Origin of the sequence: Bradyrhizobium sp. BLXBL-03, assembly GCF_051853015.1 — a bacterium.
Lineage (GTDB): Bacteria > Pseudomonadota > Alphaproteobacteria > Rhizobiales > Xanthobacteraceae > Bradyrhizobium > Bradyrhizobium manausense.
Genome location: NZ_CP182470.1, coordinates 1,164,498 through 1,178,472, shown reverse-complemented (window position 1 = coordinate 1,178,472; position 13,975 = coordinate 1,164,498). Strand labels below are relative to the sequence as shown.

Here is a 13,975-nt window from a genome sequence, read left to right as displayed (position 1 = left end):
GTAGGGTGGGCAAAGGCGCACTTGCGCCGTGCCCACCATTCAGAAGACGTGGGCATGCTTCCGCCTTCGCTCTTCGAGCGGCGGACAAGTCGCTTTGCCGTCTACGATACTTAAGACCAGCGCTGCCTCTCGTTTCCGCGCATGAACCCATTCCGAGAACATTGACCTGGATCAATGCAGCCTACGGTCCGGGTGCACCGAATGCTGCGCCACTTGGAGGAAGATCCAATGCGCGCATTGGCTTTGACGATTTTGACCACAGGCATGGTCTTAACATCAGGGCATTCCCGGGCTCAGACATATGATCCGGCTTTTCCCGTTTGTCTGTACGTCGTCGCCTACGGCGCTACTCCCTACTATCGATGCAGCTACCATACGATGGACGAATGCAGGGCATCGGCCAACGGTCAGATGTGCGTCCTCAACCCGTATTACGCTGGTGCGACGGCGACGATGAAGGGAAGATCGGCCGCACACGCCAAGACCAGATCGTATGTGCCACCCAAGTCACCGATCCGCGCCCGGTCCGCACCATACAATCAATCCAATGAACCGTATTACGGAGCTTCCCAGGGTTACGCGCCTGGCGAAAAGCAACAATTTCTCGAAAGCGTGAGACGAAGCCTCTAGAGCAGAGGTGCGCGGCGCCGCAGGGTGGGCAAAGGCGCACTTCCGCCGTGCCCGCCATCCAGAGGACGTGGGCACGCTTGCGCTTTGCCCACCCTACAAGACCTGATTGCCGGCCGTCATTCCGGGGCGCCTCGAAGAGGCGAACCCGGAATCTCGAGATTCTCTGGTGCGCAAGTGCGCACCATAGTTCGATGCTTCGCATCGCCCCGGAATGACGGCTTGGCTCTACCTCCGCCCGTCCTTCTTCCGCTTCGTGAACCGCACGCTGGCGCCATCCGGCATCCGTGTCGCGACAAATCCCGCGGCGAGGCAGGCTTCGCGTTGCGGCATCTTGATATCGGGGCTGCGCAGGCTGTCCCACCATGACGCACGGTTGGCCGCGCGCGGCAGGGCTGCGCCGATGATCTCCTCGATCTGCTCAAAGCTCAGCACGAATTCCGTCTGCTTCTGCCGCAGCAGATAGTCACGTAGCGCGTCGTAGTCGTTCACATCAGTCCTCTCGTCCGAAGCCGGGATCCAGCCGATCAGGCCTGCCGAAAATCGTCAGCCGGATAAACCAATCCTTAACTCATCGCGGCAGTGCCGTCGCGGCTTAAACACTACGCAAGATTTCAGGCGCATCCACTAGGATCGGGAGCAAAGGATGCTGTCTGGATGGCGCGAAGCCACGGCCCGCCGGCCCTGGCGTATGTCGGCAAAGCTGTTGATCATCACGTCGGTCGTGACGGTGATCGGCTTTTCCGCCATTTGCGTCAACGTCATGCTGGACATGCGTCGCGGCGAAGAGGCGCTGGCCCGCCAGACGCTGGAAAACCTGGCCACCTCGATCGACGCCGACATCAGCCGCAACATCGATATCTACGACCTGTCCCTGAAGGCGGTCGTCAACAACATGCTGCTGCCGGAAATAGCCACGGTCTCGAAGCCGATCCGGCAGCTCATCCTGTTCGATCATGCGACCACGGCACGGCATTTCGGTGCCATCCAGGTGTTCGATGCCGACGGCAGACTGAGCATCGATGCCTCGACGCTGGATCCGCAACCGGAGAACCGCGCCGACGAAGAGTATTTCAGGGTTCATCGCGACAACCCGGACGTCGGACTGTTCATCAGCCGCCCGATGCTGTTCCGCAGCGCCTTTTCGATCGTGCTGAGCCGGCGCATCAGCGATAGCGACGGCGGCTTCATGGGGGTCGTCGCCGGCTCGATCCGCTACACCTATTTCCACGAACTGTTCGAGCGGCTGAGCCTCGCCACCGAAGACACCATCACGGTGCTCAAGCGCGACCGCACCATCATGATGCGGCGGCCGTTCGATCTCGACATCGTCGGCAAGAATCTGGGAACGCAGCAGGACTGGAAACCCGAAAATCTCAAGGCCGGCGGATCCTACGCCGGAAAAGGGCCGGTGGATGTGACGCCGCGCCTCTACGTGCGCAGCAGCGGCGCCGGTCCGTTGTTTGTCGTGGCAGGCAAGCCGCTGAGCGCGGTGTTCGCACTGTGGCAGAGGGAAGCGCTGCGCATCGGCGCCGTGGTGCTGGTGCTCTCCCTGTTCGTGCTGGGCTCGGCCATCGTGCTCGCCCGCGAGATCGGCCGGCGCGCGGATGCCGAAAGCAAGCTCGAGGAGATGGCGACGACCGACGCGCTCACGGGCCTGCGCAACCGCCGCAAGTTCGACCAGGTCATCGACATGGAATGGCGGCGCGCCATGCGCCAGAAGACGCAAGTAGCGCTGCTGATGATCGATGCCGACCATTTCAAGGCCTACAACGACACGTTCGGCCACCAGGCCGGCGACCAGGTGCTGGTCGGCATCGCCATCTGCATTTCGGACTCGGTGCGTCGCGCCAGCGACTGCGCCGCGCGCTATGGCGGCGAGGAGTTCGCCGTGCTGCTGCCGAACACGTCGGCCGCCGACGCGTTCAAGATCGCCGAGACCATTCGCGCCAAGGTGCTGGGCTGGTCCGATGGCGGCGCGGGATCGACCGTCTCCTGCGGCGTCGCCAGCCTTGCGCCCACGGCCGGCATGGACTGGGCCGTGCTGGTTGCGGCAGCCGACAAGGCGCTCTATGCCGCGAAGGCCGGCGGGCGGAATCAGTCGGTGGTGGCGAGCTTGCCGCACTTGTCGCTGGTGGCGTGAAGACCGCTGTCATTCCGCGGCGATGCGAAGCATCGAACTCTGGTGCGCACTTGCGCACCAGAGAATCTCGAGATCCCGGGTCTGGTCCTTCGGACCATCCCGGGATGACATCGAAGGCATTTCGCCTTCGATGTCACTGCCCGAGATACTTCTTCATGTCCGCGATCAGCCCCTCGCGCAGCTCGGGGCGCTTGAGCGCATAGGCGATGTTGGCGCGGAGGAAGCCGGGCTTGGAGCCGCAATCATGGCGCTCGCCCTCGAACTCCACGCCGTAGAACTTCTGCGATTTGGAAAGGCCGATCATCGCATCGGTGAGCTGGATCTCGCCGCCGGCGCCGCGCTCCTGGGTCTCCAGAATCTTGAAGATCTCGGGCTGGAGAATGTAGCGGCCGGTGATGGAAAGGTTTGAGGGCGCGGTGCCCTTGGCCGGCTTCTCCACCATGCCGTCGACCTCGAACATCTTGCCGCTGCGTTTTCCGACGCCGCAGATGCCGTATTGATGGGTGAGATGGTCGGGCACCGCCTCGACCGCGATCAGGTTGGACTTCTCGCCGAGCGTTGCAGCCGTCTCGATCATCTGCTTCAGGCAACCCGGCGTGTTGAGCACGAGCTCGTCGGGTAGCACCACCGCGAACGGCTCGTCGCCGACGATGTCGCGCGCGCACCAGACCGCGTGGCCGAGACCGAGCGGCGCCTGCTGGCGGGTGAAGCTGACGGCGCCGGCTTCCGGCTGGTTCTGCGCCAGGATTTCCTGCTCGGTCTTCTTGCCGCGTGCGGCAAGCGTCGAGTCGAGCTCGAACATCCTGTCGAAATGATCCTCGATGACGTTCTTGTTGCGGCCGGTGACGAAGACGAAGTGCTCGATGCCGGCTTCCCGCGCCTCGTCATAGACATACTGGATCAGGGGCTTGTCGACGATGGTGAGCATTTCTTTCGGCATCGCCTTGGTGGCGGGCAGGACGCGGGTGCCGAGGCCGGCGACGGGAAATACGGCTTTGCGGATTTTCATGTGATCGATCGAATACCTTGGAGCGCGCGTGAAAGAAGCAATGGCATCTTGCTAGCCGTTTTGCAGCCGGTAACAAAGGCGGATGTTGGGCTCCGTCTCCGAGAATTTGCGAAAAAGGTGACCAGCAAAAATTCACCTTTGTTAAGATATTGGCAACCGTAACGAGGCCTCCTGATGGCGAATTTTCGGCCGACGAGTGGGATATGAGACGATTAGTGACAGCGGTAGCATCAACATTGGCCGGCGCAACAATGCTTGCGGCCGGCTTGCTGTTCCCCGCGCAGGCCCAAGCGCAACAGGGGCAAGCACAACAGGGGCAAAACGGCCTGTCCAACCTGTTCGGCGGTATTTTCTCCGGCTCGAACCCGCAGCCGTCGCAAGCCCCGCCCGGCCCTGGCGGTGCCCAACCGTGGTCTGGCGAGGACGGCGCCTCCGGCCATCCGCTGATGACGGCGGCTGCGATCCGCGAGGCGGCCGGCAATTTCGACAATTGCGTTGCGGGGATGTGGCCGGATGCCGCACGGCGCGGCATCACGCAGGAGAATTTTCAGCGCTTCACCGCCGGGCTTACGCCCGACCTGCGCATCATGGACCTGATGGATTCGCAGCCGGAATTCTCGAAGTCGATCTGGGACTATCTCGACATCCTCGTGAATGACAACCGCCTCGCCAAAGGCAGGGAGATCCTCGTCCAATACAAGGCGCAGTTCGACGCGACCGAAAAGGCCTATGGCGTCGATCGCTATATCATCGCCGCGATCTGGGGCATCGAGTCCAACTATTCGACGCAGATGGGCGACCGCAGCGTGCTGCAATCGACCGCGACGCTCGCCTGCATCGGCCGCCGCCAAGCCTATTTCAAGGACGAGTTCCTCTCGGCACTGGAAATCCTCAACCGCGGCGATCTCAGGCCGGAGCAGATGCGCGGCTCCTGGGCCGGCGCGTTCGGCCCGACCCAGTTCATGCCGACCGCGTTCAAGCGCTTTGCCGTGGACGGCGACGGCGACGGACGGCGCGACGTCGTCGACAACCCGACCGACCTGATCGCCTCGACCGCCAACAATCTGAAGAAGGACGGCTGGCAGAGCGGCCAGAGCTGGGGCTTTGAGGTCGTGGTGCCCCAAGGCTTCAACTACATGCTGGCCGACCGCGCCAAGATGATGACGCTGGCGCAATGGGAGAAGCTCGGGCTGAAACGGGCGACGGGCCAGCCCTTCCCGCATCCGGCGGAGAAAGCCTATCTGCTCGCGCCCGCAGGCGCGCAAGGGCCGGGCTTCCTGATGCTGCAGAACTTCCGGGTCATCATGAAATACAATCCCGCCGAGGCCTATGCGCTGGCGATCGGCCATTTCGCCGACCGCCTGCGCGGCGGGCAGCCGTTCGTGCAGCCCTGGCCACGACAGGAACGGGAGCTCTCGCGGACCGAGCGGCTGGAACTGCAGCAGTTGCTGGCCCAGCGCGGCTTCTACAAGGGCACCCCGGATGGTCAGTTCGGCGGCCAGACCCGGGATGCGCTGCGCAATTTCCAGGTCTCGATCGGGCTCCCTGCCGACGGATTTGCCACCTCCGACGTGCTGGACCGGCTGCGCGGGAGGTAGAAACGGCCCGAAAGTAACCCTGAGCGGCGATTTCGTCGATCGGCGGTGCATTGCCCCAAGAAATTGCCCAAGAAATTGCCCCAAGAATCTGCAAGAGAATTTGCCCGTTTGGCGCCCGATTCCGTTATTATAACGACCTGTTTCCAGACCCCGTTGCGCGCGCCCGAGATCGCATGTCGAAGCCAAAATCCTTTTTCAAGGCGCTGACCGAGACCGGCCCGCTGATCGCGCTGGGGACGGCGCTTGCGATCCTGGTCTCGGTCGCGGGACCGGCCTCGGCGCAGTTCTTCAGCTTCCCCGGCTTCGGCGGCCCGCCGCAGCGCCAGGCGCCGCCGCCGCAGCGTGGCGGCGGCTGGTTCGGCGGCGATTTCTTCGCGCCGTTCCAGCAACAGCAGCCGCAGGCTCCGCGCCAGGATTTTTCGCGCGCGCCGGCGCCCGCCAAGCGCGACACCGTTGCCGACAAGAACGTGCTGGTGATCGGCGATGCCATGGCCGACTGGCTCGCCTACGGCCTGGAAGACGCCTATACCGAGCAGCCCGACATGGGCGTGATCCGCAAGCACAAGACCACGTCCGGGCTGATCAAGTATCAGCCGAAGGGCGAGCCCTCGGACTGGGCCGCTGCCGCAAAGGGCATTCTGGAGACCGAGAAGCCTGACGTCATCGTCGTCATGCTCGGCCTCAACGACCGCATTTCGATCCGCGAGCCCGTCACCGACAAGCCGGCGGACAAGGACAAAGACAAGAAGAACGACAAGGGCGCGCGCGCCAAGCCCCAAGGCAAGCAGGGGGATGCGAAGCCCGGCGATGCCAAGCCCGACTCTGCTGCGAAACCGGACGACAAACCTGTCGATACCGACCTGCCGCAGGACGACGCCGATAACGCTGATGCGCCGGCGAGCGCGCCGGAGAAGACCGCACGCAATCCAAATGGCGTCTACGAATTCCGTGACGACCATTGGGTCGAGCTCTACAGCAAGAAGATCGAGGAGCTCGCGAACGTCCTGAAGGCCAAGGGCGTGCCGGTGCTCTGGGTCGGCTTGCCTGCGATCCGCGGCCCCAAGGGCACCGCGGACATGCTGTTCCTGGATTCGCTCTATCGCGAAGGCGCGGCCAAGGCCGGCATCACCTATGTCGACGTCTGGGACGGCTTCGTCGACGAGGCCGGCCGCTTCCTGCAGAAGGGCCCTGACTTCGAAGGTCAGATCCGTCAGCTGCGCAGCGGCGACGGCGTCTATTTCACCAAGCCCGGCGCGCGCAAGCTCGCGCACTATGTCGAGCGCGAGATCACGCGTCTCCTGGCGGGCCGCTCCGGTCCCATCGCCCTGCCGAGCGAACCGGCGACGCCCGATACCAATGCCGAGCCCGGCAAGCCGCCGCCGCGACCGCTCGCCGGCCCGATCGTGCCGCTGGTTGCGGCCTCGATCGCGACCGATCAATTGCTGGGTGGACCAGGCACGCGTCCAGCCGCTGTCGATGCGCTCGCCGCCAAAACGCTGGTGAAGGGCGAGCCGCTGGCCGCGCCCGCGGGCCGCGCGGATGATTATTCCTGGCCGCGCCGCGAGGTCGGCCGCGAGCAGGCCAAGGGCGATACGCCGGTTGCGGCGACCACGCCCGACGGAGGTGCTGGGGCCCCCGGCACGCCTGGTGCAGCTTCTGCGGTCGCGCCTCCCAAGCCGCCCGCACCGAAGAAGCCGCCACAGCAACCGGCACAGGCTACCCCGTCACTGCGTGATTTCTTCGGCTTCGGCTCGCCGCAGCCCGCGCCGCGCCAGCTGGCGCCGCCGCCGCGCAACCCGAATCCGAATCCTGCGATCCCGCGTCCGCCCGGCAATGTCGGGCGTGCGGCGGAAGTTCGGTAGGCCAAGTCATTCCGGGGCGCGCCTCTTGGCGCGAACCCGGAATCGATTCAACAGCATTGATGGTGGCACGATGGATTCCGGGTTCGCCCTACACGCGCCCCGGAATGACGGACGGGCTCAGCCGTAATAGCGCCAGCGCGGCGGCGAGCGACGTGCCGGGCGCGACATCAGAAGCGCGAGCGCAAAGCCGATGCCGCCGGCAACCAGCAGCGCGCCGAGCGGATTGTCCTGCACCTTTTGCGCAATCGCCTTGGAGCCATCGCGGAAGGTGTCGCCGCTGTTCTCATAGGCGTCCTTGGCATAGCTCGTGGCGGTGTCCGCAGCGTCGCGCACGGCGTCCTTGGCCTGGCCGTAGAGATTCTGCACGGTGCCGGCGGCTTCGCGCGCCTTGCCCGACGCCTGTGTCTGCGCATCGCCTGCGAGATCGCCGACGGCGCCTTCCGCGCGTCCAGCGAATTCCTTGGCCGATCCGACGATCCTGTCCTTGTCCATGATGCTCCTCCTCGGGGGTCTGCCCAAGTAACCGATCAGGAGCAGCGCAGTTCCACGGCGCGACGAAAGTGTGTAGCCCGGATGGAGCGGAGCGAAATCCGGGAATTTCACCTTGCGGATAGTAACCGCATTGAAGAAACCCCGGATTGCGCTCCGCTCCATCCGGGCTACAGGATGCGCTACAAGATCAGCCCGCCATCGACCACGAGCGTCTGTCCAATGATGTACGACGACAGCGGCGAGGCCAGGAACAGCGCGGCACCCGCCATGTCGGCCGGCGTGCCCAATCGCCGCAGCGGAATCCGTGCCAATGCGCCTTCGAGCCGCTTCGGATTGTCCGTCGTCACCTTCGTCATTTTGGTGTCGACGAGGCCGGGCGCGATGCCGTTGACGCGGATGCCGTCCTCGGCCCACGCCTCGCCCAAGGTCCGCGTCAAGCCGACCGCGCCGGTCTTCGAGGCGTTGTAGGCAGGATTGCCCATGGTGGAATGATAGGCCGCGGTCGAGGACACCATGATCAGCGCGCCCCTGGAATCCCGCAACATGGAATGAAATCGCATCGCGCACGCCATCAGGCTCATGAGATTGACCTCGACAACCTTGCGGAAGCCCGCCATCTCGAACTCGCCACGGCGATAGATCACCGCGCCCTGCGCGAGCACGAGAATGTCGAGCCTATCGAACGATGGCTTGAACGCTTCGATGGCGCCGGCATTGCTGACGTCGAGCTGCGCGTAGGCAAGACCGGTGAGATCGGAGCCCTCCTCCGCCTGATATTCCGTTGCACGCGCGCGTGTGCCGCATACCGCTACGCCAGCACCCCTCGCGCGAAAGGCCTGTGCAATGCCATTGCCGATGCCGCTGGAACCACCGACCACCAGCACCTGCCTGCCTGAGAAATCGAGTTCGTTCGCCATCGCGGCCTCCCCTCTTGTCTTGCTTGTTTGACCTGTCTGCGGATCGATGCCAGCCTTGTCCATCTCATAACAAGAAACAAGAGACCGCGAGGAAACAGCATGTCCGAGTTCAAAGAGCTCAGCCGCTCCGTGAAGGGTCTGACCGTTCTCGTCACCGGCGCGGCTAGCGGCATGGGCCGCGCCACTTCGCGCGTGTTCGCCGGCGAGGGCGCCAACGTCGCGGTCACCGATTATGACGAGCAAGGCGCCCATGCCGTCGCGAAAGATATTACGGCGAGCGGCGGAACGGCGAAGGCGTGGAGGCTCGACGTCGCCGACGGCGGCGAGATCAAGCGCGTGGTTGGCGATGTCGCCGCGCATTTCGGCGGGCTCGACATCGTCATCAACAATGCCGGCATCTCTGTGCGCGTCGCGATCGACGACGAGGCTTACGACGACGCCTGGGCCAAGGGCATCGCGGTGATGTTGACGGCCCATCCGCGCATCATCCGCGCCGCGCTGCCTCACTTGCGCAAATCGAAGTCGGCGCGCATCGTCAATATTGCTTCGACCGAAGCGCTGGGCGCCACAGCATTGCACAGCCCCTATTCGGCGGCGAAGGGCGGCGTCGCGAGCCTGACGCGATCGCTCGCAGTCGAGCTCGGCCGCGAGGGCATCACCGTCAATTGCATCTGCCCGGGCCCGATCCGCACCGCCATCACCGATCGCATCTCCGAGGAGCACAAGTCCATCTACGCCAAGCGCCGCACCGCACTCGGCCGCTACGGCGACCCTGAAGAGGTCGCGCATATGACGCTGAGCCTGTGCCTGCCGGCGGCATCGTTCCTGACCGGTGCCGTGATCCCCGTCGACGGCGGCCTGATGGCGCGGAACGCGTGACGGTATGGCGTAGCCCGGATGAAGCGAAGCGTAATCCGGGGTTCTCATCTGGCGGAAAGCCCCCGGATTGCGCTCCGCTCCATCCGGGCTACAAGGGAGCCATGCGTGCCGCGCGTTGACAACTGCGAGTGCCAGAGTAGCTTTTCACCGACAGAGCGGGACCAACCGCTCGCAGCCGCGGGAGAAACACCATGACGATCGCCATCCGGCAGCTTCAGAAGCATTTTGTCGGCGAGGTTTCGGGCCTCGACCTGCGAAAAGCTCTCACACCGGATGAGGCCCGCGAGATCGAGTCTGCCATGGACAAGTACGCGGTGCTCGTGTTCCACGACCAGGACATCAATGACGAGCAGCAGATGGCCTTCGCGCTGAATTTCGGCCCGCGCGAGGACGCCCGCGGCGGTACGGTGACCAAGGAGAAGGACTATCGGCTGCAGTCCGGCCTCAACGACGTCTCCAATCTCGGCAAGGACGGCAAGCCGCTGGCCAAGGACAGCCGCACGCATCTGTTCAATCTCGGCAATTGCCTGTGGCACTCCGACAGCTCGTTCCGCCCGATCCCGGCAAAGTTCTCGCTGCTGTCGGCCCGCGTGGTGAACCCGAAGGGCGGCAACACCGAATTCGCCGACATGCGCGCGGCCTATGATGCGTTGGATGACGAGACCAAGGCGGAGATCGAGGACCTCGTCTGCGAGCACTCGTTGATGTATTCGCGCGGATCGCTCGGCTTCACCGAGTATACCGACGAGGAAAAGGAAATGTTCAAGCCGGTGCTGCAGCGGCTGGTGCGGACCCATCCCGTGCATCGCCGCAAATCGCTGTATCTCTCATCGCATGCCGGCAAGGTCGTCGGCATGAGTGTGCCGGAAGGACGGCTGTTGCTGCGCGACCTGAATGAGCACGCCACGCAGGCAGAGTTCGTCTACGTCCACAAATGGAAGCTGCATGACCTCGTGATGTGGGACAACCGCCAGACCATGCACCGCGTCCGCCGCTACGACCAGTCGCAGCCCCGCGACATGCGCCGCGCAACGGTGGCGGGGACCGAGCCGACGGTGCAGCAGCAGGCGGCGGAGTAGGGCAGCACAGCGCCAGCAAATTCCGTCATTGCGAGCGAAGCGAAGCAATCCAGAATTGCTCAGCGGAGACAGTCTGGATTGCTTCGTCGCAAGGGCTCCTCGCAATGACGGCGGTATATTACGCCATCAGCAGCTACGCGTGCCCGGCCTCGTTCGACAGCATGCCGGGATCGATGCCGATCTTGCGCAGGGCGCGGCCGTATTTTTCGTCGACGTCGTCGCCGAAGATCAGGTCCGCATCCGCATCGCAGTGCAGCCAGCCGTTGCTCTGGATCTCGGTCTCGAGCTGGCCCGGCCCCCAGCCGGCATAGCCGAGCGCGAGGATGGCGTGCTTGGGGCCGGAACCATTGGCGATCGCGCGCAGGATGTCGACCGTCGCGGTGAGGCAGACGCCGTCGTCGATCCGCAGCGTCGCGTTCTCGATATAGAAATCGCTGGAATGCAGCACGAAGCCGCGGCCGGTGTCGACCGGGCCGCCACGCAGCACCTTCATGCTTTCGGCATTTTCGGGCAGCTTGATGTGCTCGCCCTTCTTGACGATGCCGAGTTGCTCGAGCAGCTCGGGAAAGTCGATGCTGCCAGCGGGATGATTGACGATGATGCCCATCGCGCCCTCGGCGGAATGGGCGCAGAGATAGATCACCGAGCGCTCGAAGCGGGAGTCGCCCATCACTGGCATCGCGATCAGGAGCCGGCCGTCGAGGTAAACGGCGGAATTGGGGAGCCCGGAGCCTGTGCTGCGGGTGCTTTCGCCCGTCCTCTTGCCTGTGGGAGCCATCAGTGAAGCACTCCGGTTTGAATTCCTATCCTGATGTCGGGCCGGCCTGCTGTCAAATCAAGGCTTGCAGAGATATGATTCGGGTGCATCCATCACAAGCAATTCAATGGTTTGACCAGGGGCGACCCTGTAAAGACGTGCCATGCTGACCAGAGTTCCCCTGCAGGCGGCGATTGGCGTCGCAGCAACCTTGCTTGCGTCGTCACTGGCGATGGCTGGCCATACCGACGATGCGTCGCCGTGGCAGCGAGACGGACATTCCGCGGTGCGCCTGCTCGCGGGATCGCGCAGCGGCACGGTGTTGCTCGGCGGTATCGCCATCCAGCTCGAGCCCGGCTGGAAGACCTACTGGCGCATGCCGGGCGATTCCGGCGTTCCTCCGCGGTTCGACTTCTCCAAGTCGGACAATGTCGAAGCCGTGACCGTGATGTGGCCGGCGCCGCAAAAGTTTGACGACGGCGCGGGCGGGCATTCGATCGGCTATCACGATCAGATCGTGCTGCCCTTGCGCATCGTCGCCAAGGCGGCCGACAAGCCGGTGACGCTGCGCGCCGAGATCAACTACGCGGTCTGCGAAAAGCTCTGCATTCCCGTCGAAGCCAATGTCGAGCTCGGCTTCAACAACGTCGCATCGACTGAAGACGGCAATTTGCGCGCAGCGCTCGACGCCGTGCCGAAGCCCGCCAATATCGGCGACCCCAATCCGCTGACCATCCGCGACGTCAGGCGCGACGGGCCCAAGAACGTGGTGGTCGATGTCGTCGCCCCCGAGGGCAGCAAGGTCAATCTGTTCGTGGAAGGGCCGACGCCGGAGTGGTCGCTGCCGATTCCCGATGTGGTCGAGCCCGGCCCGCCTGGCGTGAAGCGATTTTCCTTCGAGCTCGACGGATTGCCGCCGGGCGTCAAGCCTGACGGCGCGGCACTGAAATTCACGCTGGTGGGGCCGGACAAATCCTACGAGTTCAATACGAACTTGCAGTGAAGCGAAGCTGCCGCTCCGCTCTCAGCTATCGTCTCGGATCTGCGCTGACACTTGTCCGGGACGACACTGTTGGCTGTTGCGACACCGCTCCCACCCAACCGAATCTTAACGAATGGTTGCTAAGTCCGGACCCTGCCGCAGCATGCGGACGTCTGGGGATCTCGACTTGGCCGTGATGGATGCAGAACCCGCAACGACCAGACCGGCCGGCCTGATCACACGGCTGCGCGGAAAACTGACGGGCGGCTCGAGCGAAGCATCGTTGACGCGGCGGCTGGCCGGCACCATCTTCATCATCCGCTTCATCAGCGCGGGCCTCGCCTATCTTTCCCAGGTGCTGCTGGCGCGCTGGATGGGAACATCCGACTACGGCATCTATGTCTATGTCTGGACCTGGGTGCTGCTGCTCGGCAGCATGATGGATTTCGGCATCTCCGCTTCGGCGCAAAAGATCATTCCGGAATATCGGGCCAGCGGCAATCATGCACTGCTGCGCGGTTTTCTGTCCGGCAGCCGCTGGCTGGTCTTCGCTGTCTCGACACTGGTGTCGCTCGCGCTTGCCGGCATCGTCAGGCTTCTCTCGCCCTGGATCGATCCGACCGAGGAGCTGCCGCTCTATATCGGCTGCATGACGTTGCCCGCCTTCGTCGTCGCCAACACCCAGGACGGCATCGCGCGCTCGCATGACTGGATGCAACTCGGCCTGATGCCGCAATTCATCATCCGCCAGGCGCTGATCATCGGCATCACCGCCGGCGCCTTCCTGCTCGGCTATCATCTCGGTGCGGTCGCGGCGATGGTGGCGAGCCTGGGTGCCGTGTGGATCGCGATGGCCGGACAGATGGTGGTGCTGAACCGCAGGCTCGCCGATCACATCGTGCCGGGCGCCAAGGCCTACGACATCAGCGGCTGGCTCGCGATCTCGCTGCCGATCCTTTTGGTCGAAGGTTTTTATTTGCTGCTCTCCTACACCGACGTGCTGGTGCTGCAGCAGTTCCGTCCCTCCGACGAGGTCGGCGTCTACTTTGCTGTGGTGAAGACGCTGGCACTGGTGTCGTTCATTCACTACGCGATGTCGGCAACGACGGCGCATCGCTTCGCCGAATACAACGCCAGCGGCGACAGAGCGCGCCTGTCAGCCTATGTCGCGCACGCCATCGTCTGGACATTCTGGCCGTCGCTGGCGGCAACCATCGCGCTACTCGCACTCGGCAAGCCGCTGCTCTGGCTGTTCGGACCGCAATTCGTTGTCGGCTACGACATCATGTTCGTCGCCGCTGTTGGCCTCGTGGTGCGCGCCGCGATCGGCCCCGTGGAGCGGCTGCTCAACATGCTGGGCCAGCAGAAGATCTGCGCGCTGGCCTATGCGCTGGCGTTCGTCATGAACCTCGTGCTCTGCATCGCGCTGGTGCCGCGCTTCGGCGGCCATGGCGCCGCCGCCGCGACCTCGATCTCGCTCACCTTCGAGACCGTGCTGCTGTTCTGGATCGTGCGGCAGCGGCTGAGGCTGCACGTGCTGGCATTTGGTAAATAGGTCCGACGGAACCCGCCCCGGCGCACTCGCGGGGAACGACGGCCTCGCAAAACGTCCGGGAACAGAGAGAAACTT

At 64.0% G+C, this 13,975-nt stretch carries 13 protein-coding genes; 8 read left to right on the top strand and 5 right to left on the bottom strand.

Annotated elements, in window-relative coordinates; genetic code table 11:
• Positions 1-174: 174 nt before the first annotated feature.
• The gene (locus ACNJX9_RS05630; RefSeq protein WP_439408084.1) at positions 175-630 is read left to right on the top strand and encodes a DUF3551 domain-containing protein; all 456 of its coding nucleotides are present in this window, start codon (positions 175-177) and stop codon (positions 628-630) included.
• A gap of 225 nt (positions 631-855) precedes the next feature.
• On the opposite strand, the gene ACNJX9_RS05625 is transcribed toward ACNJX9_RS05630, so the two are convergent.
• Positions 856-1,119, bottom strand: coding sequence for a DUF7662 domain-containing protein (locus tag ACNJX9_RS05625; protein ID WP_057759341.1), 264 nt, complete (start codon positions 1,117-1,119; stop codon positions 856-858).
• Positions 1,120-1,273: 154 nt separating this feature from the next.
• Here ACNJX9_RS05625 and ACNJX9_RS05620 point away from each other — a divergent pair, with 154 nt between their 5' ends.
• Positions 1,274-2,770, top strand: coding sequence for a diguanylate cyclase (locus ACNJX9_RS05620; protein ID WP_439408083.1), 1,497 nt, complete (start codon positions 1,274-1,276; stop codon positions 2,768-2,770).
• Positions 2,771-2,903: 133 nt separating this feature from the next.
• On the opposite strand, the gene ACNJX9_RS05615 is transcribed toward ACNJX9_RS05620, so the two are convergent.
• The gene (locus ACNJX9_RS05615; protein WP_057759347.1) at positions 2,904-3,779 is read right to left on the bottom strand and encodes a UTP--glucose-1-phosphate uridylyltransferase; all 876 of its coding nucleotides are present in this window, start codon (positions 3,777-3,779) and stop codon (positions 2,904-2,906) included.
• A gap of 251 nt (positions 3,780-4,030) precedes the next feature.
• Here ACNJX9_RS05615 and ACNJX9_RS05610 point away from each other — a divergent pair, with 251 nt between their 5' ends.
• Together ACNJX9_RS05610 and ACNJX9_RS05605 are read left to right on the top strand one after the other, a co-directional pair.
• Positions 4,031-5,377, top strand: a complete 1,347-nt coding sequence (locus ACNJX9_RS05610; protein WP_439408082.1) for a lytic murein transglycosylase — start codon at positions 4,031-4,033, stop codon at positions 5,375-5,377.
• 173 nt (positions 5,378-5,550) lie between these two features.
• Positions 5,551-7,239, top strand: a complete 1,689-nt coding sequence (locus ACNJX9_RS05605) for an SGNH/GDSL hydrolase family protein (protein ID WP_439408081.1) — start codon at positions 5,551-5,553, stop codon at positions 7,237-7,239.
• Between the two features lie 117 nt (positions 7,240-7,356).
• Here the strand turns inward: ACNJX9_RS05605 and ACNJX9_RS05600 are convergent, their stop codons facing one another.
• Together ACNJX9_RS05600 and ACNJX9_RS05595 are read right to left on the bottom strand one after the other, a co-directional pair.
• On the bottom strand, positions 7,357-7,731 hold the full coding sequence (locus tag ACNJX9_RS05600) for a CsbD family protein (RefSeq protein ID WP_439408080.1): 375 nt from the start codon (positions 7,729-7,731) through the stop codon (positions 7,357-7,359).
• Between the two features lie 179 nt (positions 7,732-7,910).
• Positions 7,911-8,648: an SDR family NAD(P)-dependent oxidoreductase gene (locus tag ACNJX9_RS05595; protein WP_439408079.1), complete on the bottom strand. Its 738-nt coding sequence runs from the start codon at positions 8,646-8,648 to the stop codon at positions 7,911-7,913.
• 99 nt (positions 8,649-8,747) lie between these two features.
• On the opposite strand from ACNJX9_RS05595, the gene ACNJX9_RS05590 reads away from it, so the two are divergent.
• The gene (locus ACNJX9_RS05590) at positions 8,748-9,527 is read left to right on the top strand and encodes an SDR family NAD(P)-dependent oxidoreductase (RefSeq protein WP_439408078.1); all 780 of its coding nucleotides are present in this window, start codon (positions 8,748-8,750) and stop codon (positions 9,525-9,527) included.
• A 191-nt stretch (positions 9,528-9,718) separates the two neighbouring features.
• Positions 9,719-10,606: a TauD/TfdA dioxygenase family protein gene (locus tag ACNJX9_RS05585; protein ID WP_439408077.1), complete on the top strand. Its 888-nt coding sequence runs from the start codon at positions 9,719-9,721 to the stop codon at positions 10,604-10,606.
• Between the two features lie 133 nt (positions 10,607-10,739).
• On the opposite strand, the gene ACNJX9_RS05580 is transcribed toward ACNJX9_RS05585, so the two are convergent.
• Complete coding sequence (locus tag ACNJX9_RS05580; protein ID WP_057759357.1) at positions 10,740-11,384, bottom strand: YqgE/AlgH family protein; 645 nt, start codon at positions 11,382-11,384, stop codon at positions 10,740-10,742.
• Positions 11,385-11,526: 142 nt separating this feature from the next.
• On the opposite strand from ACNJX9_RS05580, the gene ACNJX9_RS05575 reads away from it, so the two are divergent.
• Both ACNJX9_RS05575 and ACNJX9_RS05570 read left to right on the top strand, forming a co-directional pair.
• Entirely contained in the window at positions 11,527-12,366 is an 840-nt protein-coding gene (locus ACNJX9_RS05575; protein WP_439408076.1) for a protein-disulfide reductase DsbD domain-containing protein, read from the top strand.
• Between the two features lie 166 nt (positions 12,367-12,532).
• Complete coding sequence (locus ACNJX9_RS05570) at positions 12,533-13,900, top strand: oligosaccharide flippase family protein (protein ID WP_439410015.1); 1,368 nt, start codon at positions 12,533-12,535, stop codon at positions 13,898-13,900.
• Positions 13,901-13,975: the final 75 nt, after the last annotated feature.

Excerpts from the sequence above, each read along its gene's own strand:
- ACNJX9_RS05630 (WP_439408084.1), top strand. The coding sequence starts at position 175 with ATGCAGCCTACGGTCCGGGTGCACCGAATGCTGCGCCACTTGGAGGAA.
- ACNJX9_RS05620 (WP_439408083.1), top strand. The coding sequence starts at position 1,274 with ATGCTGTCTGGATGGCGCGAAGCCACGGCCCGCCGGCCCTGGCGTATG.
- ACNJX9_RS05615 (WP_057759347.1), bottom strand. The coding sequence starts at position 3,779 with ATGAAAATCCGCAAAGCCGTATTTCCCGTCGCCGGCCTCGGCACCCGC.
- ACNJX9_RS05610 (WP_439408082.1), top strand. The coding sequence starts at position 4,031 with ATGCTTGCGGCCGGCTTGCTGTTCCCCGCGCAGGCCCAAGCGCAACAG.
- ACNJX9_RS05605 (WP_439408081.1), top strand. The coding sequence starts at position 5,551 with ATGTCGAAGCCAAAATCCTTTTTCAAGGCGCTGACCGAGACCGGCCCG.
- ACNJX9_RS05600 (WP_439408080.1), bottom strand. The coding sequence starts at position 7,731 with ATGGACAAGGACAGGATCGTCGGATCGGCCAAGGAATTCGCTGGACGC.
- ACNJX9_RS05595 (WP_439408079.1), bottom strand. The coding sequence starts at position 8,648 with ATGGCGAACGAACTCGATTTCTCAGGCAGGCAGGTGCTGGTGGTCGGT.
- ACNJX9_RS05590 (WP_439408078.1), top strand. The coding sequence starts at position 8,748 with ATGTCCGAGTTCAAAGAGCTCAGCCGCTCCGTGAAGGGTCTGACCGTT.
- ACNJX9_RS05585 (WP_439408077.1), top strand. The coding sequence starts at position 9,719 with ATGACGATCGCCATCCGGCAGCTTCAGAAGCATTTTGTCGGCGAGGTT.
- ACNJX9_RS05580 (WP_057759357.1), bottom strand. The coding sequence starts at position 11,384 with ATGGCTCCCACAGGCAAGAGGACGGGCGAAAGCACCCGCAGCACAGGC.
- ACNJX9_RS05575 (WP_439408076.1), top strand. The coding sequence starts at position 11,527 with ATGCTGACCAGAGTTCCCCTGCAGGCGGCGATTGGCGTCGCAGCAACC.